The organism is Streptomyces sp. NPDC050564, from assembly GCF_044457265.1.
GTDB lineage: Bacteria > Actinomycetota > Actinomycetes > Streptomycetales > Streptomycetaceae > Streptomyces.
In genome coordinates this window covers 112,214-133,931 of the sequence record NZ_JBITGS010000020.1, presented here as the reverse complement: position 1 = coordinate 133,931, position 21,718 = coordinate 112,214, and the positions used below count along the sequence as shown (strand labels likewise).

Here is a 21,718-nt window from a genome sequence, read left to right as displayed (position 1 = left end):
CCGCTCACCCTCGTAAAGGACGTTCCGCCATGCGCAAGTCATCGATCCGCCGTACCTGCGCGGCGCTCGCCGCCGTCACCTCGCTCGCCCTGGCCGTCACCGCATGCGGCGGCACCACCAAGAACGACGTCAAGGACTCGGGCGGGTCCAACGCCGCCGCCGGCAAGGCCGACCCCAACGCCGCCACCAAGAAGGGCCTGACCGTCGGCTTCCTGCCCAAGCAGGTCAACAACCCGTACTTCACCTCCGCCGACAAGGGCGGCGAGAAGGCCCTGACGGAGCTGGGGTCCAAGTACAAGGAGGTCGGCCCGAGCAGTGCCACCGACACCTCCGGCCAGGTGAGCTACGTCAACACGCTCACCCAGCAGCAGGTCGACGCGATGGCGGTCTCCGCACAGGACCCGGGTGCCCTGTGCACCGCGCTCAAGCAGGCCATGACCAACAAGATCAAGGTCGTCACCTACGACTCCGACACCAAGACCGACTGCCGCAACGCCTTCGTCTCGCAGGCCAGCGCCGAAGACCTGGGCCGCACCGAGGTGCAGCTGCTCGCCGAACAGATCGGCTACAAGGGTGAGATCGCGATCCTGTCCGCCGCGCAGACCGCGACGAACCAGAACACCTGGATCGACTTCATGAAGGACGAGCTGAAGGACCCCAAGTACAAGAACATCAAGCTGGTCAAGGTCGCGTACGGCAACGACGACGCCCAGCAGTCCTTCCAGCAGACCCAGGGCCTGCTCCAGGAGCACCCGAACCTCAAGGGGATCATCTCTCCGACCACCGTCGGCATCAAGGCGGCCGCCCAGTATCTGTCCGGCTCGAAGTACAAGGGCAAGGTCAAGCTGACCGGCCTCGGCACCCCCAACGACATGCGCAAGTACGTCAAGAACGGCACCGTCGAGGGCTTCGAGCTCTGGGACCCGGCGAAGCTCGGTGAGCTGGCCGCGCGTACCGCCGTGGCGCTGTCCTCCGGGCAGATCACCGGCAAGGAGGGCGAGACCTTCAAGGCCGGTGACATGGGCTCCTTCACCATCGGCAAGGACGGCGTGATCAACCTGGGCAAGCCGACCGTCTTCAACGCGAAGAACATCGACCAGTTCAACTTCTGACGGTTAGACCACTGGCAGTTCGACTTCCAGACCCCGGAGGGTCTTTGATGCAGCGGGTGTGCTTTCTGCTGAAGGTCCGTGCGGATCGCCTCGACGAGTACCGCGAGCGGCACGCCGCCGTGTGGCCCGAGATGCTGCAAGCGCTCTCGGCCACCGGCTGGCACAACTACTCGCTGTTCCTGCGCGAGGACGGCCTGCTGGTCGGCTACTTGGAGACCGAGGACTTCGCGGCCGCACAGGCCGGCATGGAGGCAACCGACATCAATGCCCGTTGGCAGGCGGAGATGGCGCCGTTCTTCGAGTCACTGGACGGCGCCAGACCCGACGAGGCCATGAAGCCCCTCACCGAAGTCTTCCACCTCGCCTGACCAGGAGTTCCGCACGATGAGACGACGCACACTGCTCACGACGGCACTGCTGGGCGCGGTGGCCGGCCCCGGTCTGGGAGCCGGTACGGCGCGGGCGGCCGGCCCCGGCCCGTCCGTCATATTGACCGGCACCACTCAACTCGACGCCCAGGCCCTGTTCTTCGTGTCCTACGACGGCCTGGTCAACAACAACTCGTTCCAGAAGAACGGGCTGTTGACCTACAAGGGCTACCAGTACGCGGCCTGGTACACCACGGACCGCAGCGCCGTCGTCGCCCGCCGTGCGCTCGGCGCGTCCAACTGGTCCACGGTCACCCTCGCCCACCAGCTCAAGAGCTCCGACTCGCACAACGTGATCTCCATGGGCGTATCGAGGACCGACGGCCGCCTGCACCTCAACATGGACTCGCACAGCGACGGCTTCTTCTACGTGAAGTCGGTGGCCGGGCTGCTCGACAACGCCCCGGCGTGGACGTCGGCGGTCTTCGGCGCCGTACAGACCACCCTCGACGGGCTCTCGCTCACGACGCAGTTCACCTACCCGCAGTTCGTCTCGACCCCGGAAGGCAGGCTCCAGCTCAGCTATCGCGTCGGCATCTCCGGAAACGGCCGCAACGCCCTGGCGGAGTACGACGGTTCGTCCTGGACCGCGCTCGGCGAGTGGTCCAGCTCCACCGGGACGTACACCAGCTCGCACGGCTCCAGCACCGCCCGCAACATGTATCTGCACGGCATCGACTACGACATCAACGGCCGACTGCACTCCTTCTTCACCTGGCGTGAGCAGAATGGCGCCGTGATGTGCAACAGCGGCGGCATCACCAATCACGACACGGGCTACGTCTACTCCACCGACCGGGGCCGCACCTGGCGCAACGACGCGGGCAGCCTGGTCGGCACCACCGGAAGCTCGGACACGGTCGCCGTCACCGACGCGGGACTCGTCGTCGACTCCCTCAACCCCGACCACTCCCTCATGAACCAGGAGAGCCAGACCACCGACTCCGCCGGCCTGCCGCACGCGATCATCAGCTACGTGCCCGGCCGCTTCGGCCAGTGCACCACCAACTACGTCACCGACCGGACGACCAACGGCCGCGCCTTCCACGTCCGCAAGAACTCCTCGGGCACCTGGACCAAGACGGAGATCCCGGTCGCCCTGAACTCCAGCCAGCGCACCAAGCTGGTCCTCGACACGTACGACAACGCCTACGCGATCATGCCGTTCGGCCGGATCGCCGGCGCCTCGAAGTCCGCCGGGTACACCGACTGGACGCTGCTGTACGACGGCAGCGCTCTGAACGCCTTCGGCGAGGTCGTGATCGATGAGACCCGGGTCTCGCAGGATGGAATTCTCTCGTTCATGTACCAGGAGAAGTCCAGCGGTACGACGCCCTCGCCGCTCCATGTCGTCGACTTCCGGCTGCCCGCATGACCATAGGCTTCGCCCCTGGCGCGGGTAATGTGATGGCCTGCCCGCCGCTTCTCGTTCCCCTGGAGGTTCCCGCCTGATGGCCCAGTCGGTGGGTATCAAGGACGTCGCCCGTGCCGCCGGAGTCTCCGTCGGCACGGTGTCGAACGTGATCAACCGCCCCGACACAGTCGCCTCCGAGACCCGGGCCCGCGTGCTGTCCGCGATCGACCGGCTCGGCTATGTGCGCAGCGAGTCGGCGCGTCAGCTGCGGGCGGGGCGCAGCCGGATCATGGGCCTGCTCGTCCTCGACATGGGCAACCCGTTCTTCGTGGACGTGGCGCGTGGCGCCGAGCGCGCCGCGCGGGACGCCGGGCTCGGTGTGATGGTCTGCAACAGCGCACAGAGTTCGAGCGAGGAGGCCGACTATCTGTCGCTCTTCGCCGAGCAGCGAGTGCGCGGGGTGCTGCTGACGCCCACCGACGCGAGCGGGCGCAACATCGAGGCGTTCCGCCGCAACGGCATTCCCTTCGTGCTGGTCGACCGGGTAGCCGAGGGCACCACCGAGTGTTCGGTCTCGGTCGACGACGTGGCGGGCGGCGCGCTGGCCGTACGGCACCTCGTGGACGCCGGTCACCGTTCCATCGCCTACGTCAGCGGGCCACCCGGGCTGAACCAGGTCAGGGACCGCCGCACGGGCGCCCTGAACGCCCTGGCCGAGGCGGGGCTCGGCCCGGACAGCCTGCGCGAGCTGCCCACCGAGCGTCTCGACGTGGCCGCGGGGCGCGACGCCGGGGCCCGGCTCCTGGGTCTTGCCGAGCGCCCGACCGCCGTCTTCTGTGCCAACGACCTGCTCGCGCTCGGCGTCCTGCAGGCCATGTACGCGGCGGGGGTCGTCGTACCCGACGACCTCGCGATCGTCGGCTACGACGACATCGAGTTCGCGGCCGCCGCGGCCGTCCCGCTCACCTCCGTGCGTCAGCCCGCCGTGACCATGGGCGCCCTCGCCGCCGAACTGCTCCTGGAGGAGATCGGGACGGAGACCACGCCCGCTCCGCACGAACACCAGCGGGTCGTGCTCCAGCCGGAACTGGTGGTGCGCCGCTCCAGTCTGTCGGCGCGCTGAGCGGCTGTTCGGTTCCTCTCGACAGGGCGGGCTGAGCGGCTGTTCAGTTCCTGCCGACGGGGCGGGCTGAGCCGTTGTTCAGTAGATTTTCTTGATCCCGGGCGCCGCAGCCTGCGGAACATGTGCTCAACTGGGACGCAGCCTGGAATCCGTTCGTCTCGGGAGCCCTGTTGACCGTCAGCTACCACCAGCCCGGTGTCGTCCTCACCGACCACCGCTTCACCGTGCCCCTCGACCACGACGACCCGGCGGGGGAGAGCATCGAGCTCTTCGCCCGCGAAGTCGTCGCGAGCGACAAGGCACAGCAGGACCTCCCCTGGCTGGTCTACCTCCAAGGCGGCCCCGGCTTCGGCGCCAACCGCTTCGTCGGCAAGCAGGCCTGGCTCGGCCGCGCGCTGACGGAGTTCCGGGTGCTGCTCCTCGACCAGCGCGGCACCGGCCACTCCACGCCCGCCAACCGGCAGACCCTTCCGCTGCGCGGCGGCCCGCGCGAACAGGCCGACTACCTCGCGCACTTCCGCGCCGACTCCATCGTCCGCGACTGCGAGGCCATCCGGCCCCGGCTCACCGGCGGCGACCCCTGGACCGTACTCGGCCAGAGCTTCGGCGGCTTCTGTGCGGTGCACTACCTGTCCACCGCGCCGCAGGGGCTGCGCGCCGCCGTCATCACCGGCGGCCTGCCCGCGCTCGACGGGCACGCCGACGACGTCTACCGGGCGGCGTATCCCCGCATCGAGCGCAAGGTCGCCGCGCACTACGCGCGCTATCCGCAGGACGTCGAGCGGGCCCGCCAGATCGCGGAGTACCTCCTGCAGCACGAGCCGGTCCTCAATAGCGGCTATCGCCTGACCGTCGAGGCCTTCCAGTCGCTCGGCATCGTCCTCGGCGGCAGCGAGGGCAGCCACCGGCTGCACTACCTCCTGGAGGAGGCCTTCGTCCGCACCCCGCAGGGTCCGGCCCTCTCCGATGCCTTCCAGGAGGACGTCCAGGGCCTCCTCTCGTACGCGGGCCACCCCCTGTACGCGCTCGTCCACGAGGCCTGCTATGCCCAGGGCGACCGTCCCACCGCCTGGTCCGCCGAACGGGTGCGCGCCGAGTTCCCGCAGTTCGACGCGGCCAAGGCCCTCACGGACGACGGACCGCTGCTGTTCACCGGCGAGTCCGTGCACCCCTGGACGTTCGAGACCGACCCGGCGCTGCGCCCCCTGCGCGAGACAGCCGAGGAACTGGCCGCCCGGTCCGACTGGCGGCCGCTGTACGACCCCGCCCGCCTCGCCGCCAACGAGGTGCCGGTCGCCGCGGCGGTCTACCACGACGACATGTACGTCGACGCCGAGCACTCCCTGCGCACCGCGCGCGCCATCCGGGGGCTGCGAACCTGGGTGACGGACGAGTTCGAGCACGACGGTGTACGGGCCGGGGGGCCGCGTGTACTGGACCGGTTGCTGGCGTTGACGCGCGACGAGGTCTGAGATCTCCGAGCCCCCACTAGAATCCTGACGGGCCGTCAGGATTCTGGAGGGGTGTGCGGATGATCGACACCACGGGGACGGACATACCGGAGGGTGAGGAGCGGTTGCGCCTCGACGTCGAGGACGGCATCGGTGTCCTCACCCTCTGCCGCCCGGCCAAACTCAACGCGTGGAGCTGGGAGTCCACGCGTCAACTCGGCCTGATCGCCGACCGGATCCGCTTCGACGAGTCGATCCGGGTGGTCCTGCTGCGGGCCGAGGGACGGGCCTTCTGTGCGGGGATCGACGTCACGGCGCCGGGCGGCGCGATCACCGGCCGCTCCGGTGCGGAGCGCGCCCGCAACTACTACCAGGGCATCCGGTGGGCGCACGAACGGTTCGCGGCCTTCGCGCGGTTGCCGCAGCCGGTCGTGGCGGCCGTGCGGGGCTACTGCCTCGGCTTCGGGTTCGAGCTCGCGCTGATGGCGGACGTCCGGATCGCGGCCGACGACGCGGTGTTCGCGCTGCCGGAGGCCCAGTTGGGGGTCGCGGTCGATGCCGGCGGTGATCTGCGGATCGCGCGCGAGGCGGGTGCGGGGTGGGCGAAGCTGCTCGCGCTGACGGGGCGCCGGTTGGACGCCGTCACGGCCGAGCGCCTTCGTCTCGTGCAACTCCTGGTCGCATCCGATGAGTTGGACAAATCGGCCCGTGCGGTCGCCGCGGAGATCGCGGCCAACGCGCCCCTCGCCGTGCAGGGCATCAAACACGACATCGACGCCTACGCGGATGCCGGGCTCGCCGCGGCCCTGGACCGCACGGCCATGTCGGCGGCGCTCACCCTGACCTCGGACGACTCGCGCGAGGGATACGGGGCGAAAGGCGCCCGCCGCATGCCTCGCTTCCAGGGGAAGTGACCGGCATGTTTTGATCGGTCACTGTTCTGCACGACGGAGGATGGGGGACCGATGCACGACAGTGAACTCCTCGCGGACCGGTTCGAAACGCACCGCGGCCAGTTGAGAGCGGTGGCCTACCGGATGCTCGGTTCGCTCAGCGAGGCGGACGACGCCGTCCAGGAGGCCTGGCTGAAGCTCAGCCGCACCGACGCCGACGAGGTCAGGAACCTCGGGGGCTGGCTGACCACCGTGGTCGGCCGGGTGTGCCTGGACATGCTGCGCTCGCGCACGTCACGCCGCGAGGAGCCCATGGACGCCTTCGTCCCGGACCCGGTCGTCAGTCCCCTGGCGCGGACCGACCCCGAGCAGGAGGTGCTGCTGGCCGATTCGGTCGGGCTCGCCCTCCTCGTGGTCCTGGAGACTCTGGAGCCCGCCGAGCGGCTCGCGTTCGTACTGCACGACATGTTCGCGGTGCCCTTCCACGACATCGCGCCCGTCGTCGGCCGTTCCTCCGCCGCGACCCGCCAGCTCGCCAGCCGGGCCCGCCGCCGGGTGCAGGGAGCCGCTCCGGAGCCCGAGCGCGACGTCACCCGGCAGAAGCAGGTCCTCGACGCCTTCCTCGCGGCCTCGCGCGGCGGGGACTTCGAGGCCCTCGTCTCCGTCCTCGACCCCGACGTCGTGCTGCGCGCCGACTCCGGCCCGCTCGTGGGCGGAGCGGCCGCCTCCAAGGTGGTCCGTGGCGCGGCGGCCGTCGCTCGACAGGCGCTCACCTTCGCGCGGTTCGCGGCGTCCTCGCGGCTCGTGCTGGTCAACGGCGAGGTGGGCGTCGTCGCCACCATCGACGGACGGCCGATGTCGGTCATGGGTGTCACCGTCGCCGACGGGAAGATCGTCGCCCTGCACATCCTGGCCGACCCGGAGCGGCTCGCGCGGCTCGACCTCGGGGAGCTGGGCGACTGACCCTCAGCCGGTGAAGGGCCCTCGCGCGAGCTGGTCCCGCACCGGTAGAACCGGCGGGCTGACGACCCCCCTGCGCTGCCAGTTCGCACCGTCCACCACCAGGGTGTGGCCGGTGATGAATCGGGCGTAGGGGGACGCCAGGAACGTGGCGGCCCAGCCGAGTTCACGCGGCGCGCCGACCCGGAGGGCGGGCTGGCGCGCGTCGTGTGCGTCGGCCCGGTCCAGGTGGCCGCGGATGTCGTCGGTCATGTTCTCGTGCGGTACCAGCCCGGGCACCAGTCCATTGACCTGGATGCCGTACGGCCCCCACTCCACGGCCAGCGTCCGGACGAGGTTCTCCACCCCCGCCTTGGCCGCCGCGCTGTGCGCGAAGCCGGGGCCGCCCGTCCAGGCGTACGACGCACCGACGTCGATGATCGAAGCGGGCGTGCCCGCGGCGAGATGCCGTCGGCCGAACTCGCGGGTCATCAGGAACGTCCCGGTGAGCGTGATGTCGACGACCGCCCGCCAGGCGTTCGGGGACATGTCCTCGGCGGGGACGGGGAAGTTCGCGGCCGCGTTGTTGACCAGTACGTCGGGCAGTGCGCACCCGTCGAACACCTCGGCGATCCGCTCCGGGTCGCGCACGTCGCACACGGCAGTGGTCACCCGCGTGCCGAGCTTGGCCAACTCCTCCTGTGCGGAGGCGAGATGCTCCTGGCGACGACTGACGATCACCAGATCGGCCCCCAGCCGGGCGAACTCCGCCGAGATCGCCTTGCCGAGTCCGGTGCCGCCGCCGGTGATCAGCACGAGCGAGCCGTCGTACGTCCCGGCCGGGAGCGCGCTCGCGCCCAGCGGCGGAGGGACGGGGAGTCCGGGGAGCGTTGTGTCGTCCATGGCGGCCTCGATACCCGGTGTGCCTCCAAACCTCCAGAGGCAGCGCGGGAGTCAACGGCACAAGGCATCGTCCAGTGCCGGCGGCTCCAGTGGCCGCCGGTCGGGCCGCACGGCGTGCTCGGGTGCGGCGGGGTGAGCCGGGCGGTAAGACGGACGAAGCCGCCCACCTGGATCCCCCGTGGTGAGCGGCTCGCGACCGGGTGTTCAGAGATCGGGATCGGCGGCGGCAACGTAAGCGTCCTGGGCCACTGGACGACACCGGCCTGGGCCGGCGGCGGGATTCGAACCCGCGTTGCTCTCTTGACAGGAGAAGTAGCCGCAACCTGCGCACCTGAACAGGGTTCACCGTAGCGGCGGCAGCCCTGCGGGGCATCCGATTTTTGCCGAGGTGGTGACGCCCCGCTCGGTGCACAGCCGTCCCGCCGTGCCATCCTCTGGATCGCTCCTTCCAGCGGATGCCGGAGAGGGCAAGGATCACCCCGGACAATGGTAGGGACCAATGCGTCGGCCCAGTTCAGGCCGCCCCTACCGGCTCAGTACGCTGGGGTCATGCAAGAAGACAGCGGAACAGTCCAGGGTCGGCTCCTCGATCTGCGGGCCGACTGCGGATCGTGCTTCGGGCTGTGCTGCGTCGCTCTGCCCTTCGCACGCTCGGCGGACTTCGCCATCGACAAGGACGCCGGGAAGCCCTGCCCGAACCTGGAGACCGACTTCCGGTGCGGCATCCACACGCGGCTGCGGCAGAAGGGCTTCACGGGCTGCACGGTGTACGACTGCTTCGGCGCCGGACAGAAGGTCTCCCAGGTCACCTTCGGAGGTGCGGACTGGCGCTCGGGCTCGCGGGAGCACGCCCGGCAGATGTTCGACGTGTTTGCGGTCGTACGCCAGCTCCATGAACTGCTCTGGTACCTGAACGAGGCGCTGACGCTTCCCGCCGCCCGCCCGGTGCACGCCGATGTCCGCCGCGCCCTCGACACGACGGAGCGGCTCACCCGCCAAACCCCCGAAGAGCTCGCGGAGTTGGACGTGGCCGCGCACCGGCAGGAGGTCAATGTGCTGCTGCTGCGGACCAGTGAACTCGTGCGCGCGGGAGCCGGCCGCGGAAAGAAGGGCCGACCCAAGGACCGTCGCGGCGCCGACCTCATGGGTGCCCGTCTCAAGGGCGCCGACCTGCGCGGCGCCGACCTGCGCGGCGCCTACCTCATCGCCGCCGATCTGACCGGCGCCGATCTGCGCGGCGCGGACCTGATCGGCGCCGACCTGCGCGACACCGACCTCACGGACGCCGATCTGACCGGTGCCTTCTTCCTGACCCAGCCCCAGCTGAACGCGGCCCGGGGGAGCGCCGGCACCAGGCTGCCGGAGTCAGTCACCCGTCCGGGCCACTGGGCGGGGCCGCACTGAGTCCGGGGCCGGCGCGCGGCGTTCGAGGTGCAGGCGCAGCCCCTCCGGCATCAGCGTCAGCCGCTCGGTCACCCGCAGCCGGTAGTCCGGGTCGGCCCGCAGCTCATAGCGGCGCAGCAGCAGCCCGAGGACCAGCGTCGCCTCGTGCAGCGCGAACTGGCGCCCGATGCAGGCCCGCGCCCCGGTACCGAACGGCTTGAAGGTGTGCGCGGGCCGGGCCCGCACCGCCTTCGCGTCGAAGCGGTCCGGGTCGAACTCCTCGGCATCGGCGCCCCACACCTGCGGATCCCGGTGCAGCATCGCCGCCAGGACCAGCGCCCAGGCGCCCTGGCGCATGGGGTGGACGCCGCCCAGCACGGTGTCCTGCCGGGCCTCGCGAGCGAAGCCCGGAGCGGTCGGCCACAGCCGCAGCGACTCGTCGAGGACCCGGCGGACATAGCGCAGCTTGGCGACCTGGTCGTAGCCGGGCCGGTCCGTGTCGCCCCAGACGCGCTCGACCTCGTCCCGGGCGCGCTCGGCGACGTGCGGGTGCCGGGAGAGGTAGTGCAGGGCGAAGGAGAGCGCCCCGGACGTCGTCTCGTGGCCGGCGATCAGGAAGGTGATGACCTGGCGGCGGATGTTCTCCGGCGCCAGTCGTTCCCCGGTGTCCGGGTGGGCGGTCTCCAGCATCCGGTCGAGCAAGTCCCCGTCCCCGCTTGAGGATTGGCGGGACCGCACCACCGCGTCGACCGTGCGATTGAGATACGCCATGTCCGACTCGTTGCGGCGGGCGGCGCCGCGCATGAGCAGCGGAGCGAGCGGCGCGGGCACGGCATTGAGGCGCTGCGCGTACGTCAGGGTGCCCACCATCGCGTTCACGAAGGGATGCGGCTGGGAGCGCTCGAAGGAACCGAAGTCATGGCCGAAGCCGGTCCGGGCGATCGTCTCCAGCGTCAGCTTCGTCATGTCGCCGGCCACGTCCACGCTGCGTCCCGCCGCCTGCTCCCGGTCCCAGCGGTCCGTCAGCCGCTCGGTCACGTCCAGCATCATCGGGTGGTAGCCCTCCATGGCCTCACGGCTGAAGCCGGGGGCCAGGACGTCGTGCGCCAACTGCCAGTTGGGCTCGTGGTTGTACGCCGTGAACAGGCCGTCCCCGGCCACCGGCCGGAGATTGGCGACCCCCAGACCCACATGCTTCGCGAACCGCGCCTCGTCCGCCAGCTCGGCCGCGAGATCCGCGCCCCAGGCGAAGACGATCTCCTTGCCGAAGACCTTGCGCCGGAAGATCGGCCCGAGCGCGCGGCCGAAGCGCATCGAGTCCTGGACCGGCGAACGGACATTGACGCCGAGCACATCGCCGATCAGCGGGACACGACGCGGTGGATGCGGAATGCGGTGCAGCTCCGGCCAGCCCAGCTCCGCGCTGCGGAAGCCCTTGGGCAGTGCGGCCACTGTCGTCTCCGCCATGACGCCATCTCCTTCGTGCCTGGGGCAGGTCGAATCTGTTGTACGCGGGTTCAATAACGCTTTTCAGTCTCGTCCCGTTGTTGAACCCACGTCAAGTAGAGTGCGGGCATGGCCGGGAAACAGGGGGAGCGCCCGCGTCGGCGGCTCAGCACCGAGGAGCGCCGGGAGCAGTTGCTGTCGGTCGGGGCCTGCCTGTTCTCGGAGAGCCCGTACGACGACGTGTGGATCGAGCAGGTCGCCGAGATCGCCGGAGTCTCGCGCGGGCTGCTCTATCACTACTTTCCGACGAAACGGGACTTCTTCGCGGCCGTCGTCGAGCGCGAGAGCAGGAGGATGCTGCGGATGACCGCGGCCGTGCCCGGAATTCCGGTCCGTGAGCAGCTCGGCGCGGGCCTCGACACCTTCCTCGGATACGTCGAGGAGCACGCGCACGGCTTCCGCGCCTTCCATCGCGCCGACGCGGCGGGCGACCAGGCCGTGCGCAAGGTCTATCGGCAGGCCCTGGCCGCCCAGGAGCGGCAGATACTCGAGGCGCTCGCCGCGGACCCCGAGCTCGGCTGGGCGCCGGAGGACCGCCCCGAACTCCGGATCGCCGTCCGGGGATGGCTGGCCTTCACCACGGCCGTGTGCCTGGAGTGGCTCAGAGGGGCGGAGCTGACCCGGGAGCAGGTGCGCGATCTGTGCGCGCGGGCGCTGCTGGGCGCGATCACGCCCTGAGCCGGCTCCCGTTCGACGGGACGCAGGCTGAACAGGGCACTCACAGGGTGGCGAGGCGTGGTTGGCGTGCACCAGGATCTTCGATAGGTTAGGCAAGCCTTACCTAAGGAGGAATCTGATGGGTGACCGTCACACCTGGACGGCCGCGCCGGCCGCGGCGGAACGTGCCCGCTCGGTACTCGCCACGGCATGGTCCTGCGCGGTGACCGCGGACGGCGGCCGGGAGGAGTTCGTCGGCGCGCACACCGTCGTCGCGGACGGCCGGGTGCTCCTGCATCTGCCGGAGGACAGCGTGCTGCTCACAGTGGCGATCTGCGCGCCGCGCGGCGAGCCCTCCGCCGTCCTCGAGTTCGCCGATGTCGCGCCCGTTCCGCTGCGCGACCGGATCCGCGCCCGGCTGTGGCTCGCCGGCTGGTTCACCCCCGAGGACGGACACCTGGCGTTCCGGCCGACGCGCGCGGTGCTGCGCCAACCGTCCGGGACGGTCGTACTCGACCTCGACGAGTTCGCCGACGCCCGGCCCGACCCGCTCGCGACGGCCGAGGCCACACTGCTGACCCACCTCGCCGACGCCCACCCGGACGCGGTCGAGCGGCTCACCCGCCTCGTCGAACCGGACAGCCTGCACGGCGCGGTGCGCGTCCAGCCCCTCGCCGTCGACCGCCACGGCCTCACCCTGCGCATCGAGCGGGCGCGTGGCAACGGCGACGTGCGCCTGCCCTTCCACGCACCCGCCGACGATGTCGCCGAGCTCACGGAGCGCATGCACGTCCTGCTCGCGCAGGCCGCAGTTGCCACCTGCCCCCGCGCCCTACAGCGGCAGCGCACAGACGGCGACGGGTGAGGCGAACGGCGCGCCCGCGAGTCGGAGTCCGCCGCTCTTGTCGTCCACATGGAAGACGCTGACCGTGCTCGACTTCTGGTTGGCGGCGAACAGCAGCCGCCCGTCCGGCGAGAACGCGATGTGGCGCGGGAAGTCGCCGCTCACCGGCACGGTGTCCAGGAGCCTCAGACGGGCGCCGTCCGCCTCGACCGCGTAGCGCGTGAGGCTGTTGTGGCCGCGGTTGGCGAGGTAGGCGTACGCCCCGTTCGACGTCACCAGGATCTGTGCGGGGTAGCTCGTGCCCGCACCGGTGCCCGTGGACTGCGCCTCGCCCGGAGTGAGGCGCCCGGTCGCCGGGTCGTAGGCGCAGACCGCCATGGTGTTGTCGACCTCGTTGGCGAGGTAGGCGTAGCGGCCGCCGGGGTGGAACGTGAGATGGCGCGGGCCCGCGCCCGGCCGCGTATGCGCCTGGGAGACCTCGGTGAGCGTGCCCTTGGACTGGTCGAGGCGGTACGTGTAGACGGTGTCGGTGCCCAGGTCGACGGCGAGTACATGGCCGCCGTCGGGGCTGGTGATGAACTGGTGGGCGTGCGGGCCGTCCTGGCCGGGGCCGGGCGGCGGACTGGCGTGCGTGACCAGATCGGTGCGCTCGCCGAGCGCGCCCGAGGCGTCGATGGGGTGCACGGCGACACTGCCCGAGCCGTAGTTCGCGCTCAGCAGCCAGCGCCCGCTCGGATGCACGGACAGATGGCAGGGCGCCGCGCCACCGGTTCCACGGGTGCCGAGCACCTTGTTCTTCGGAAGCCGGACGGCCGTCACCCCGCCCTCCTCCCGTTCATTGACGGCGTACAGCGTGCGGCCGTCCGGATGCAGCGCGAGATACGACGGGTCGCCGACGCCCGTGACCGTGCCGGCGGCGGCGATCCGGCCCGTCGTGGGGTCGTAGGTGGCGCGGCCGATGCCGGTGCCGCCGCCGTCGACCGAGGTGTACGTGCCGAGGTACAGCGGGCGGGGTCCGGAGCGGTGGGCAAGGGACGGGGAGGGGCTTGCTGTCGGTGCCGGGGGCGCTGTCGGTGTCGCGGACGCGGCCGCGGGGTCCGCCCGGGGCGTGGCCGGTGCCGGCACCGTCGTCACCGCGACGGCTCCCGCCAGTGCCCCGACGAAGCGGCGCCTGGTCCAGCCGCCGCCCGAGCCTCGCGCCGGTTCGGCACCACTGCTCATGCCTGCACCTCGGGTGTCGGTTGCCTCAGCTGTGACAGCCACCTTGGCCTGCGACACCCGCAGAGTGCAAGAACGGCAACAGTCGTTGCGTATGGCGCAACGACTGGGCGTCGATTACCAGTCACCGTCCTCGACCGGCTTGCCCGGTGCGTCTTTGAGCGGCTTCACCTGGTGGGGCGATGGCTGCTGCCAGGGCTCGTGGTCGTCGCCGAGCCAGTCGCCGACCGGCTGCACCGAGCCCAGCGTGTCCGTCGGGGCCAGGTCGGTGGCGTCCTGGTCGTAGTAGTCGAACCAGGGGAGCCCGGCCCGGGTGTAGGCCGCGCGGTCCACCGGGGAGGGCGGGGCTGCCTCACCGGTGATACGGCGCCACTCCGGGGGCGTCACGAGATGGACGAACACGCGCCCGGCCGGCTCCTTGGCCCAGGCCCGCAGCGGCCGGTCGTCCCGGTAGATCTCCTGGCGCATCGAACCGCCGACGCCGAGGCCCATCGCCGGGGCGCTCCGGCGGGGCGCGCTCGGAGCGCCCGCGGGGGCCGGAGCGGCACCCGGCGCGGGCGGAGCGGCTGCCATGGGGAACGCGGCGCCGTAGCCCCCCACGGGCATGCGCGTCAGCTCCTCCGCCCTGCGGCGCTCCGCCTCACGCCACGCGGCCAGTTCCCCATCGTTGAGCGGGAAGGACTGCAGCTGTACGCCGCCCCACACTTCCTCACCGGTGACCTGGCCCTCCACGGTGGCACCCAGCCCCAGGGGCACCGCCACGAACTGGCGGACGGTTCCCTTCCCGGAGTTGATGCCGTCCAGCCACGGCTGGCGCGGCAGCACCACATAGTTCTGCGGGTCCCGGCTGAGCCGGGAACTCCACTTCTTGCCCGACACCGCGCACACCTTGCCCACGCCGACCTGCAGGGCGGCCGGCTCCGACGTCCCGGCGAAACTCAGCCACATGGCCTCGCGCAGATACACCGGCAGCATCACCCCACCACGTGCCCGCCATTCGGCGGGCACCGTGTCCGTGTAGTCCTCGACGCGCCGGATCGGGAAGTCGCCCAGTCCCGGAGGCAGCGCGTGCGTGCCGGTCTCGGGCAGCCGCAGGGTCCGCTTGAACCGCACCTGCACCCCGCCCGGCAGCCACAGCGTGTCTCCGTCGATCCGTACGGTGCCCTCGGTCATCCGCCCGCCCCCTCGTCGTATCGCTGTCTCGACGCCGCAGCCATGCCCCGACGTCGGACCACTCCTTCGGACTACTTCCTTGTACCGCTTCCTCACGTAGAACGACGAGGAGCGGCAGGGCGGTTCCGATCGCGGCGCAGCCGATCCGGGAGGCGCAGGTACTGGCGCAGGTACTGACGCACACGGGTGAGACGCGGTCGGCGCTCGCGCTCTTCGCGGGTGGCGCGGTCCAGCTCCTCCAGGAGCCGGCGGGTGCGGTGCTCGGTGTCGAGCTCGTCGATGATGCGGTTGACCTCCGTCAGGACGGCGCCGTGCAGCTGCCACTGACGGGCGTCCCGCTGGATGTCTTCGAGGAAGAGCTGGGCCAGCTTGTCCCGGGTGGCGGCCGCCGTGGTGAGTTCCGCGCTGAGCCGTGCCTCGGCCGACGCGGCGCTCTGGCTCACGTCGGTGGTCACCAGGACGGCGAAGCTGACGATGGCGTCTGCGACCTCGGACAGCAGCTGCTCCAGGGTGGCCCCGGCCTGCGGTTCGAACAGCCGCTGGGGTTCACGTTCCTTGGCGAGATCGGTGAGGCTGCGTGCGAGAACCCGCAGGACCACCGTGCAGATCTCCAGCGTGTCGAGGCCGGTGCGCAGCACGACCCGGTACAGCAGACCCTCGCGCACGCGTGGGTTGAGTTTGAGGCTGTCCTCGGCCTGCCGCAGCGCCGCGTCCACCGCGACGATGTCGTGGTCGAGCCGGCGCGCCTCGTGCAGCCGCTCGGCCGCCAGCTGGAAGGGGGTGCGGCCCGCGGCCTCCTCACCGATCCTCAGCATCAACTGCCGCGTCCGGCGCGCCAGATCCTCGATGGACTGACCGGCTTCGCTCACCCACACCGGAGGCGGGAAGACGAGGTTGGCGCCGAGCCCCACGACGGCCCCGATCAGCGTTTCCACCACCCGCGCCCAAGCCGTGTCGCCGACTCTGGTGACGCCGAGGACCAGCATGGCGCTGATCGCCACTTCGGGCACGAACTCGTCGACCCGTACGAAATGCCCGACCACCAGCGAGGCCAGGATGATCAGGGCCAGGCTCCACCAGGTCAGCCCCACGAGGATGCTGAAACCGATGGCGATGACGACGCCGGCCACCACGGAGTTCACACGCCGGATGCCGGTGGTGATCGTCGAGTAGAGCGTCACCTGCACCACCAGCAGCGCGGTGAGGGGCGCGGTGAGCGGCGCGGGCTCGGGGCTGAGGTGCAGAGCGACGACGTACGCGATCGTCGCGGCGGCCGTCGACCTGATGGTCTGGACGACCACCGGCTCGCGGTGTCGCTTCACGAGCTGGGCGACCGATGTCGCCCATTCCTCACGTACCTCTCGCATCCTTGGGCTTTTCCCGTTCCACAGCTGTACCGAACGTATTTATTGAGGACCGTATCTGTCCGCAAGCCCCCCTAGATTGTCCTTATCAGCCGACAGGCGCCAGGAGGGGACGAGGATGGACAACGTCGAGGGCATCGCATTGCTGACGCGGGCGCACACCTACCTGCGCGAGGTGGTCGCGGCCGTGCCGGGGGAGGCGTGGGGTTCGCCGACGCCGTGCAGTGAGTGGACGGTACGCCAGGTGCTCAACCATGCGCGACTCGATCAGCAGGCGTACGGCGCCGCGATCACCGGCGTCGGCCGGCCCGACTCGGACCCCTTCCAGCCGGCCGACCTGCTGGACGCCGACGTACAGGCCGCGCTCGACAAGGTGCTGCGGGACGTCGAGGACACCTACGCGGGCCTGCCCGCCGACGCCGGGGAGGTGGCGACCCCGCTGGGGCCGCTGCCGCTGCGGCTCGCCGCCGCGGCGGGCGCCATGGACGCGGCCGTGCACGCTTGGGACATCGCCGTCGCGACGGGCCAGGACGCGTCGCTGGACGAGGAGTTGGCCGAGGGCATCTGGGCAGCCGCCGAGCGGCTCGTCGATCATCTGCGGAACTCGTACGGGGTGTTCGCCGCCGCGCGCGAGGCGCCCGAGGGCTGCAGCCGGGCCGAGGCGCTGCTCGCCTTCCTCGGCCGGGACCCGCGCTGGACGCCTGCCGCGCCCTGAAGCCATCCCTGAGAGGCGGGGGAAATCACAGCTCCCGGCGCGAGGCTTTCCACCTTCGACGGAAGGCCTGCCGGATGGTCCGAGGGAGCCCCGCACGAGAGCCTTGGATCATGAAACGGCACCGGTCCGGATACGCCTTGGTCCTGCCGATCTGCCTCGGTACGCCCCTGGTCGGCGCTTCCTCGGCGTCGGCTGTGAAATTCGCTGTCCGGATGTCGGAGCACGGTGATAGACAACCGGAGTGGAAAAGACTCTGGAGTTCCCCGATCTGCTGCGGCTGATCGGGGAACGATCGACCGCCTTCCGTGCCGCGGTCGCCTCCGCGCCCAGCCTCGACGTGCAGGTGCCGACCTGCCCCGAGTGGACGCTGTTCGACCTGGTGCCAGCACCTGGGCGAGGGGCGCCGCGCCTGGGCCGCCACCATCGCCGCAGGGCCTGACGTCACGGCCAAGTCCGCACCGCAGGGCCACCCGGCCGCACCTCGGGAGCGCGAGGCCCTGCTGGCCTGGTGGGCCGCATCGACGCAGCAGCTGCTGGACGCACTGCGGGAGGCCGGCCCGGATCGCGGTTGCCGGGCGTGGTGGGGTAAGTCGCAGTCGCCGCGGACCCAAGCGAGTTCGAGCAGGCGTCGCCGAGATGGAGATCGGCGCGTCGCCCGTAGCGGATGCGGAGTCGTTGGAACTGGTGCAGCCAGGCGAAGGCGCGCTCGACCACTCAGCGGACCGTGCCGAGCCCGGAGCCGTGAGTGACGCCGCGTCGGGCGATCACCGGTCTGATGCCGCGCTTCCCCAGCAGGATGCGGCCGGATCGATGCGAAGTCCGCGCCCGCCGGCAGCCTCTGGTACGCAAGCGGCGCCGCCGGCAGGCCGCCACCAGCACCGGCATCACGGTGGAGACCCGCGCCCGGCTCGGTTACACCGCGCCCATCGACAGCCGACGACGGACGGATGCGCCGGCTGACCGTTCGCCTTCCCCCGCAGTACGCGAGTCGACTCTTCGAGGCGCAGCAACAAGGCGGCGGTGACCGGCAGTTGCGGGACATCGTCGCTGATGGGCTGCGAGCTCCCACGTAGCGCAGCCCACAGCCGAGGCCGATCAGGAACAGCGTCCAGGCCAGGCCAGTCGTCGTCTTGCGGCGGGCCGCTCCCGGCGGTCATCGGGTTTCGCCGAGTAGCTGTCATGGGCGTGCTCAACCGGCCTGGACCGTACGGACTTGACCAGTCGAGCGACAGCTCTCTCCACGCACGCCGCATCGCGTCTTGGGCCGGCCGTCCGGCCCGGTCATCAGCAGACGCCGCCATTCGGACCACCGGCTGGCCCCTTCCAGTGATTGCCGCACGACGCGCGAGCGGGGCACAGGTCGCAGGGGGTAGGGCGTCCCCGCAACAGATGCCCGGACTCGTGAGGAGATCAGCCGTGTACGCAGCCGTCAGACGATACGAAGGGGTGACCGATCCGGCTGAGGCCGGGCGCCGGGTGAACGAGGGATTCGTGCCGCTCATCCGTCAGATCCCCGGTCTCCTGGCCTACTACTGGGTCGACGCCGGGAACGGAGTCATGCTCTCGACCAGCGTCTTCGAAAGCGAGGCGGGGGCCGAGGAATCAATCAAGAAGGCGGCGGTTTTCGTGCGGGACAATCTCGTTTCGCTGCTCCCCAACCCTCCCCAGGTCATGTCCGGCCAGGTCGTGGCTTCCGCATAGCGAAGCAGCTCAGGCCACCGAGCAGATGCTGCATGTCGCCGACGGCACGCGGACGGCGTGCCCGGCGAGCGGTGGCGTGCCTCCTCCAAATACCCGCGCGCTCTGTCCGGACGGCACTGTGAGCACGCGTCCGCCCCTTCGGCGAGTGCCCGGAGTGCCTGGTCCCGCTCGACTCCTTTGACGTACTCGCCTGCCATGTGGCATCCCCCGACGTGGACGTACGCGGCGGGGGAGTGTCCGTCGAGTCAGCGCTCGATGAGCCAGTCGGGCTCCGGCGGCCAGGCGTCGATGTCGCGCTGCCGTTCTTGCCGGCGGCGTTCTTCGTCCGCGGTCCACCACCGGGTGCGTTCGAGGTCGCCTTGCTGTGCAAGTGCTGGAGCCAGGAAGGCGCCGAACCGGCCGCGTTCGACGCTGTTGCGGCGCCCGCACCGGGCGCCGCAGGCGTGCTTCGCGCCGGTAGCGCGTCAAATCGCGGGCCACGGTGCTTCGTACGGACTCGGTGCCTCCCAGGGTTGCCCAAGTCTGGCTGGATGCCGATGGTTTTGTGCCCGCGGACTTGCCGACGCCTTGACGATCCGTTCCATGCGCGTTCAACCAGCCGTCTGTGCCTGCGTTGTGTGTCGTCCCTAAGGTCCCTGAGAGTTTCGAAAGAAGGGGCTCATGGACACACTCCTCGCAGTCCAGGCTCGCGGGATCACCAAGCGTTTCGGCGACGTCGTCGCACTCGACGGCGTCGATCTGGATGTGGCGCAGGGGCAGATCCACGGCTTGGTCGGACCGAATGGCGCCGGCAAGACGACATTGCTCGGTCTCCTGCTGGGCCTGGCCGTCGCCGACAGCGGCCGCCTCGAGATCCTGGGTACGCCGGTCAGGCGGGCGCTCGCCGCTCCCGACGGTGTCACCGGCTTCGTGGACGGCCCCGGCCTCTACCCCTCACTCACCGCCAGGCAGAACCTTGCCGCGCTGGCCGCTCTCCGCGGCGACGACGCGCGCACAGCGGGGGTCGACGACGTGCTCGACCAGGTCGGGCTCACCGATGTCGCCGACGACCAGGCCCGCGGCTTCTCCCTCGGCATGCGTCAACGGCTCGGGCTCGCCGCCGCCTTGCTCACCAAGCCCCGGCTGCTCGTGCTCGACGAACCTTCCAACGGCCTCGACCCGGCGGGCAAAAGACACGTACACGGTGTCCTCACCCGGCTCGCGGCGGACGGCACCAGTGTCGTGCTCTCCAGTCACCGCATGGACGACCTCCAGGCACTGTGCGCCGAGGTCACCATCGTTGCCACCGGACGGGTCGTCTTCTCCGGCCCGCTGAGCAAATTGGCCGCCGAGAACGGTGAACTCGACTACCGGCTGTTCACCTCCGACCCGGCGGCCGCCCGCCGGGTCGCTGCCGACACGGCCGGGATCCGGGTCGTCGACGACGCCGGGGCACGGCACGACGCCGAGGTGCTCGTCGTGCGCGCGCTGGTGCCCGCCCTCGACGAACTGGTGGTGCGGCTCGTGCACGCGGGCATCGCGTTGCGCGAGCTCGCCCCCGTGGTGTCCCCACTCGAAGCCGCGTTCCTCTCCCTCACCGAGCAGGAGGCCGGCCGATGACCGCGACCGTCGCTGACGACAACGTTGCCGTTACCCGCCGCGTCTCGGTTCCGCGCGGCTACCGCTTCGAGCTGGTCAAGCTGATCTCGCAATGGCGGATCCGCTTGCTGGTCCTCGCCTGCTGGATCGCCCCGGCGCTCTTCGTCGCCGCGGTGAGCCGGCAGAGCACGCTCCCCGTCGATACCCTCTTCGGCCGCTGGATGCACGCCACGGGGTGGGCCGGACCGCTGGTGATGCTCGGATTCGCGGGCACCTGGGCGCTCCCGCTGCTGACCTCGGTGGTCGCCGGCGACGTGTTCGCCTCCGAGGACCGGCTCGGCACCTGGCGCCACCTGCTCGTGGCGGTCCGGTCGCCTCGACGGATCTTCGCAGCGAAGGCGCTGGCGAGCCTCACCGTCATCCTGCTGCTCGTGGTCGGCCTGGCCTGTTCCAGCACGGCCGGCGGGGTCGTGGCGGTCGGCAACCAGCCGCTTGTAGGCCTCGATGGCCACCTGCTGACCTCGGCGGCCGCGGCCGGTGAGGTCCTGCTCGCCTGGGTCTGCGTACTCGCCCCGACCCTGGCCCTCGCCGCGATCGGACTGCTCGGGTCCGTCACGCTGGGGCGGTCCCCGATGGGACTGCTGCTGCCGATGCTCGTCGCGCTCGCGATGCAGCTCGCCCAGATGATGCCGCTGCCCGTCGCCGTACGCCTCGCCCTGCCCAACTACGCCTTCATCGCCTGGAGCGGTCTGTTCACCAGCCCGGCACAGCTCGGCCCGCTCCTGATCGGCATCGTCGTCGGCCTGCTGTGGGCCGTGACCGCGACAGTGCTGGCCTACGCGCTTTTCGTGCGGCGCGACTTCACCAACCTGACCTACGACGGCTCGGGGCGCCGCGCGGTGACGGCCGGAGCCCTGCCGCTCCTCGGGCTGGTCGCCGTGACGGTCGCGGTCGTCGCCGCGGCGACCGGGGCCACGGGCTCCGGGATAGAGCAGGACAAGGTGCAGCGCTCGGTGGCCACGGCATTCGCCCACCTCTATCGCCTGCAGACCGAGCAGCTCAACCGCCCCGACGTCACAGAAGCGCAGCTGAAGGCCACGGCGACGTGCGACAAGGGCAGCGTCAAGGTCGCCGCCGAGGGCCCGGGCAACGACTGGCGCTGCGTCATCTCCTGGCATCTGCCCGACGTCGAGGCCGTAGGAACGGCCATTTACCAGCTCGACGTCACCCCAGACGGTCGATTCATGGCCGATGGCGACGGACCGAAGGAAGTGAACGGCTACTTCCTGGTGCGCACCCCGACGGGGGACGCACCGAACCCGCTGTGGCAGTTCGACGGCAACGTCGACCTGCTCGCCACCCCGAAGGGATAACTC

The 21,718-nt window shown here is 70.7% G+C and carries 19 protein-coding genes, 1 tRNA gene and 4 pseudogenes; 16 read left to right on the top strand and 8 right to left on the bottom strand.

What is annotated here, in order from left to right; all coding sequences use genetic code 11:
• Window positions 1-29 precede the first annotated feature (29 nt).
• The 7 genes from rhaS to sigJ all read left to right on the top strand — a co-directional run bounded on the left by rhaS (window position 30) and on the right by sigJ (window position 7,324).
• Window positions 30-1,112, top strand: a complete 1,083-nt coding sequence (rhaS, locus tag ACIBK0_RS29870) for a rhamnose ABC transporter substrate-binding protein (protein ID WP_399086700.1) — start codon at window positions 30-32, stop codon at window positions 1,110-1,112.
• 47 nt (window positions 1,113-1,159) lie between these two features.
• On the top strand, window positions 1,160-1,480 hold the full coding sequence (locus tag ACIBK0_RS29865; RefSeq protein WP_327433972.1) for an L-rhamnose mutarotase: 321 nt from the start codon (window positions 1,160-1,162) through the stop codon (window positions 1,478-1,480).
• Between the two features lie 16 nt (window positions 1,481-1,496).
• Window positions 1,497-2,915 carry a BNR repeat-containing protein gene (locus ACIBK0_RS29860; RefSeq protein ID WP_399086696.1) on the top strand — a complete coding sequence of 473 codons (1,419 nt, stop codon included), beginning with the start codon at window positions 1,497-1,499 and terminating at the stop codon, window positions 2,913-2,915.
• 76 nt (window positions 2,916-2,991) lie between these two features.
• A complete protein-coding gene (locus ACIBK0_RS29855) occupies window positions 2,992-4,017 on the top strand; it encodes a LacI family DNA-binding transcriptional regulator (protein WP_399086692.1) in 1,026 nt (341 codons plus the stop codon).
• Window positions 4,018-4,187: 170 nt separating this feature from the next.
• On the top strand, window positions 4,188-5,489 hold the full coding sequence (locus ACIBK0_RS29850) for an alpha/beta fold hydrolase (RefSeq protein ID WP_399086689.1): 1,302 nt from the start codon (window positions 4,188-4,190) through the stop codon (window positions 5,487-5,489).
• 59 nt (window positions 5,490-5,548) lie between these two features.
• The gene (locus tag ACIBK0_RS29845; protein ID WP_399086686.1) at window positions 5,549-6,382 is read left to right on the top strand and encodes an enoyl-CoA hydratase/isomerase family protein; all 834 of its coding nucleotides are present in this window, start codon (window positions 5,549-5,551) and stop codon (window positions 6,380-6,382) included.
• Between the two features lie 51 nt (window positions 6,383-6,433).
• Window positions 6,434-7,324 (top strand): RNA polymerase sigma factor SigJ, encoded by an 891-nt coding sequence (gene sigJ / locus ACIBK0_RS29840; protein ID WP_399086683.1) that lies wholly within the window; start codon window positions 6,434-6,436, stop codon window positions 7,322-7,324.
• Between the two features lie 3 nt (window positions 7,325-7,327).
• On the opposite strand, the gene ACIBK0_RS29835 is transcribed toward sigJ, so the two are convergent.
• Entirely contained in the window at window positions 7,328-8,203 is an 876-nt protein-coding gene (locus ACIBK0_RS29835) for an SDR family oxidoreductase (protein WP_399086680.1), read from the bottom strand.
• Window positions 8,204-8,467: 264 nt separating this feature from the next.
• Window positions 8,468-8,566: transfer RNA gene (locus tag ACIBK0_RS29830), tRNA-Asp, on the bottom strand.
• A 186-nt stretch (window positions 8,567-8,752) separates the two neighbouring features.
• Between ACIBK0_RS29830 and ACIBK0_RS29825 the strand changes: the two genes are divergently transcribed.
• Complete coding sequence (locus ACIBK0_RS29825; protein ID WP_399086678.1) at window positions 8,753-9,607, top strand: pentapeptide repeat-containing protein; 855 nt, start codon at window positions 8,753-8,755, stop codon at window positions 9,605-9,607.
• Here ACIBK0_RS29825 and ACIBK0_RS29820 read toward each other — a convergent pair.
• Complete coding sequence (locus tag ACIBK0_RS29820; RefSeq protein WP_399086675.1) at window positions 9,569-11,053, bottom strand: cytochrome P450; 1,485 nt, start codon at window positions 11,051-11,053, stop codon at window positions 9,569-9,571. The two genes, ACIBK0_RS29825 and ACIBK0_RS29820, sit on opposite strands and share 39 nt — an antisense overlap.
• A gap of 108 nt (window positions 11,054-11,161) precedes the next feature.
• Between ACIBK0_RS29820 and ACIBK0_RS29815 the strand changes: the two genes are divergently transcribed.
• Window positions 11,162-11,770 (top strand): TetR/AcrR family transcriptional regulator, encoded by a 609-nt coding sequence (locus ACIBK0_RS29815; protein ID WP_399086672.1) that lies wholly within the window; start codon window positions 11,162-11,164, stop codon window positions 11,768-11,770.
• Window positions 11,771-11,888: 118 nt separating this feature from the next.
• Window positions 11,889-12,614 (top strand): DUF2470 domain-containing protein, encoded by a 726-nt coding sequence (locus ACIBK0_RS29810; RefSeq protein ID WP_399086669.1) that lies wholly within the window; start codon window positions 11,889-11,891, stop codon window positions 12,612-12,614.
• On the opposite strand, the gene ACIBK0_RS29805 is transcribed toward ACIBK0_RS29810, so the two are convergent.
• The 3 genes from ACIBK0_RS29805 to ACIBK0_RS29795 all read right to left on the bottom strand — a co-directional run bounded on the left by ACIBK0_RS29805 (window position 12,582) and on the right by ACIBK0_RS29795 (window position 16,351).
• A complete protein-coding gene (locus tag ACIBK0_RS29805) occupies window positions 12,582-13,814 on the bottom strand; it encodes a lactonase family protein (RefSeq protein WP_399086666.1) in 1,233 nt (410 codons plus the stop codon). The genes ACIBK0_RS29810 and ACIBK0_RS29805 overlap by 33 nt on opposite strands.
• 114 nt (window positions 13,815-13,928) lie before the next feature.
• Window positions 13,929-14,984 (bottom strand): hypothetical protein, encoded by a 1,056-nt coding sequence (locus ACIBK0_RS29800; RefSeq protein WP_399086663.1) that lies wholly within the window; start codon window positions 14,982-14,984, stop codon window positions 13,929-13,931.
• Window positions 14,985-15,076: 92 nt separating this feature from the next.
• Window positions 15,077-16,351: an aromatic acid exporter family protein gene (locus ACIBK0_RS29795; RefSeq protein WP_399086661.1), complete on the bottom strand. Its 1,275-nt coding sequence runs from the start codon at window positions 16,349-16,351 to the stop codon at window positions 15,077-15,079.
• Between the two features lie 115 nt (window positions 16,352-16,466).
• Here ACIBK0_RS29795 and ACIBK0_RS29790 point away from each other — a divergent pair, with 115 nt between their 5' ends.
• Both ACIBK0_RS29790 and ACIBK0_RS29785 read left to right on the top strand, forming a co-directional pair.
• On the top strand, window positions 16,467-17,063 hold the full coding sequence (locus ACIBK0_RS29790) for a TIGR03086 family metal-binding protein (protein WP_399086658.1): 597 nt from the start codon (window positions 16,467-16,469) through the stop codon (window positions 17,061-17,063).
• Window positions 17,064-17,304: 241 nt separating this feature from the next.
• Window positions 17,305-17,695: pseudogene (locus ACIBK0_RS29785) on the top strand (maleylpyruvate isomerase N-terminal domain-containing protein); the annotation flags it as partial.
• Window positions 17,696-17,699: 4 nt separating this feature from the next.
• On the opposite strand, the pseudogene ACIBK0_RS29780 reads toward ACIBK0_RS29785, so the two are convergent.
• Window positions 17,700-17,855 (bottom strand): annotated as a pseudogene (locus ACIBK0_RS29780) (IS5/IS1182 family transposase); the annotation flags it as partial.
• A gap of 25 nt (window positions 17,856-17,880) precedes the next feature.
• On the opposite strand from ACIBK0_RS29780, the pseudogene tpg reads away from it, so the two are divergent.
• Both tpg and ACIBK0_RS29770 read left to right on the top strand, forming a co-directional pair.
• Window positions 17,881-18,124, top strand: a pseudogene (tpg, locus tag ACIBK0_RS29775) (telomere-protecting terminal protein Tpg); the annotation flags it as partial.
• Window positions 18,125-18,509: 385 nt separating this feature from the next.
• The gene (locus ACIBK0_RS29770) at window positions 18,510-18,764 is read left to right on the top strand and encodes a hypothetical protein (RefSeq protein ID WP_399086656.1); all 255 of its coding nucleotides are present in this window, start codon (window positions 18,510-18,512) and stop codon (window positions 18,762-18,764) included.
• 110 nt (window positions 18,765-18,874) lie between these two features.
• Here the strand turns inward: ACIBK0_RS29770 and ACIBK0_RS29765 are convergent.
• Window positions 18,875-18,991, bottom strand: a pseudogene (locus ACIBK0_RS29765) (DUF6233 domain-containing protein); the annotation flags it as partial.
• 433 nt (window positions 18,992-19,424) lie between these two features.
• Between ACIBK0_RS29765 and ACIBK0_RS29760 the strand changes: the two are divergent.
• Together ACIBK0_RS29760 and ACIBK0_RS29755 are read left to right on the top strand one after the other, a co-directional pair.
• Window positions 19,425-20,363, top strand: coding sequence for an ABC transporter ATP-binding protein (locus ACIBK0_RS29760; RefSeq protein WP_399086653.1), 939 nt, complete (start codon window positions 19,425-19,427; stop codon window positions 20,361-20,363).
• Complete coding sequence (locus ACIBK0_RS29755; protein WP_399086650.1) at window positions 20,360-21,715, top strand: ABC transporter permease; 1,356 nt, start codon at window positions 20,360-20,362, stop codon at window positions 21,713-21,715. Before ACIBK0_RS29760 ends, ACIBK0_RS29755 begins: the two co-directional genes overlap by 4 nt.
• The last annotated feature ends 3 nt before the right edge of the window (window positions 21,716-21,718 follow it).

Excerpts from the sequence above, each read along its gene's own strand:
- rhaS (WP_399086700.1), top strand. The coding sequence starts at position 30 with ATGCGCAAGTCATCGATCCGCCGTACCTGCGCGGCGCTCGCCGCCGTC.
- ACIBK0_RS29865 (WP_327433972.1), top strand. The coding sequence starts at position 1,160 with ATGCAGCGGGTGTGCTTTCTGCTGAAGGTCCGTGCGGATCGCCTCGAC.
- ACIBK0_RS29860 (WP_399086696.1), top strand. The coding sequence starts at position 1,497 with ATGAGACGACGCACACTGCTCACGACGGCACTGCTGGGCGCGGTGGCC.
- ACIBK0_RS29855 (WP_399086692.1), top strand. The coding sequence starts at position 2,992 with ATGGCCCAGTCGGTGGGTATCAAGGACGTCGCCCGTGCCGCCGGAGTC.
- ACIBK0_RS29845 (WP_399086686.1), top strand. The coding sequence starts at position 5,549 with ATGATCGACACCACGGGGACGGACATACCGGAGGGTGAGGAGCGGTTG.
- sigJ (WP_399086683.1), top strand. The coding sequence starts at position 6,434 with ATGCACGACAGTGAACTCCTCGCGGACCGGTTCGAAACGCACCGCGGC.
- ACIBK0_RS29835 (WP_399086680.1), bottom strand. The coding sequence starts at position 8,203 with ATGGACGACACAACGCTCCCCGGACTCCCCGTCCCTCCGCCGCTGGGC.
- ACIBK0_RS29825 (WP_399086678.1), top strand. The coding sequence starts at position 8,753 with ATGCAAGAAGACAGCGGAACAGTCCAGGGTCGGCTCCTCGATCTGCGG.
- ACIBK0_RS29820 (WP_399086675.1), bottom strand. The coding sequence starts at position 11,053 with ATGGCGGAGACGACAGTGGCCGCACTGCCCAAGGGCTTCCGCAGCGCG.
- ACIBK0_RS29815 (WP_399086672.1), top strand. The coding sequence starts at position 11,162 with ATGGCCGGGAAACAGGGGGAGCGCCCGCGTCGGCGGCTCAGCACCGAG.
- ACIBK0_RS29810 (WP_399086669.1), top strand. The coding sequence starts at position 11,889 with ATGGGTGACCGTCACACCTGGACGGCCGCGCCGGCCGCGGCGGAACGT.
- ACIBK0_RS29805 (WP_399086666.1), bottom strand. The coding sequence starts at position 13,814 with ATGAGCAGTGGTGCCGAACCGGCGCGAGGCTCGGGCGGCGGCTGGACC.
- ACIBK0_RS29800 (WP_399086663.1), bottom strand. The coding sequence starts at position 14,984 with ATGACCGAGGGCACCGTACGGATCGACGGAGACACGCTGTGGCTGCCG.
- ACIBK0_RS29795 (WP_399086661.1), bottom strand. The coding sequence starts at position 16,351 with ATGCGAGAGGTACGTGAGGAATGGGCGACATCGGTCGCCCAGCTCGTG.
- ACIBK0_RS29790 (WP_399086658.1), top strand. The coding sequence starts at position 16,467 with ATGGACAACGTCGAGGGCATCGCATTGCTGACGCGGGCGCACACCTAC.
- ACIBK0_RS29760 (WP_399086653.1), top strand. The coding sequence starts at position 19,425 with ATGGACACACTCCTCGCAGTCCAGGCTCGCGGGATCACCAAGCGTTTC.
- ACIBK0_RS29755 (WP_399086650.1), top strand. The coding sequence starts at position 20,360 with ATGACCGCGACCGTCGCTGACGACAACGTTGCCGTTACCCGCCGCGTC.